Origin of the sequence: Streptomyces apricus, from assembly GCF_008369065.1 — a bacterium.
GTDB lineage: Bacteria > Actinomycetota > Actinomycetes > Streptomycetales > Streptomycetaceae > Streptomyces > Streptomyces apricus.
This window is the reverse complement of record NZ_VDFC01000224.1, coordinates 1-1,179: the sequence shown is the minus strand read 5'-3', so window position 1 is coordinate 1,179 and position 1,179 is coordinate 1. Positions and strand designations below refer to the sequence as shown.

Genomic DNA, 1,179 nt, shown 5'->3' with positions numbered 1-1,179 from the left:
GGCTTTGCCGTGCCGGAGAACAGGGCGGGGCAGGGGCGGACGGGGAACCTGCCGCCCGAGGAGCGGAGCTTCGTCGGCCGGCCCCGGGAACGGGAACGGCTCGACGCGCTCCTGGACCCGGCCGCGGGGCACGGGCGGCTGGTGACGCTCGCCGGGACCGGCGGCGTCGGCAAGACCCGGCTCGCCCTGCGGGCCGCCCGCCGCGCCTCCCACCGGTACCGGGACGGCGTCTGGTTCGTGGAACTCTCACCGCTGCGGGCCCGGGGCCTGGTGGGCTTCGCCGTGGTCGAGGCGCTGCGGCTCGCCGACAGCTCGACGTCCCCGGTGACCGAGGTGCTCGCCGAGTGGCTGGCGGACAAGGAGGCGCTGATCGTCCTCGACTCCTGCGAACACGTGCTGCCCGACTGCGCCGGCCTCGTCCGCGCGCTGCTCCCCGCCGCCCCCGGGCTGCGGTTCCTGGCCACCACCCGGGAGCAGCTGGGCCTGCCGTCCGAGGTGTGCGTGACGGTCGCCCCACTGCCGGTACGGGACGGCACCGCCCCGACCCGGCCACCGACCGGAGCGGGGCCCGCGCGGGCGGAGGACCGGGCGGACGGCCGGGCGGAGGACCGGGGCGAGGGCCAGGCGGACAACCGGACGGAGGACCGGACGGACGACCGGGCGGAGGACGGTGACGCCGTCGATCTGTTCGCCCAGCGGGCCGCCGAGGCGTGCCCCGGCTTCGTCCTCGACGAGGACTCCACCGGCGCGGTCGCCGCCGTCTGCCGCCGGCTCGACGGGATCCCGCTGGCCATCGAGCTGGCCGCGGCCCGCCTCTGCGACCTCTCCCTCGCCGAACTCGACGAACGGCTCGGCGAGCGGCTGCCGTCCCCGCTCGACCTGCTGGCGTCGGGTCCGGGCGAGGGACCCGTGCGGCACCGCACGTTGCGGACGGCCATCGGCTGGAGCCACGAGCTGTGCGCGCCCCTGGAGCGGCTGCTGTGGGCGAGGCTCTCCGTGTTCAGCGGCGGCTTCGACCTGTCCGCCGCCGAGGAGGTCTGCTCCGGCGGCCCGCTGCCCGCCGTACGGATCGCGGTCCTGCTCGAACGGCTCGTCGAGCAGTCGATCGTGCTCCGCCACCGCCCGAGCGGGAACGGGTACGGGTACGAGGACGGGACCGGGGCCGGGGACGGAGAGGGC

1 protein-coding gene is annotated in these 1,179 nt (G+C 77.0%); it reads left to right on the top strand.

The window, feature by feature from the left end; all coding sequences use genetic code 11:
• The coding region (locus FGF04_RS39335) for an ATP-binding protein (protein WP_328596513.1) at positions 1 to 1,179 on the top strand (1,179 nt) is incomplete at both ends.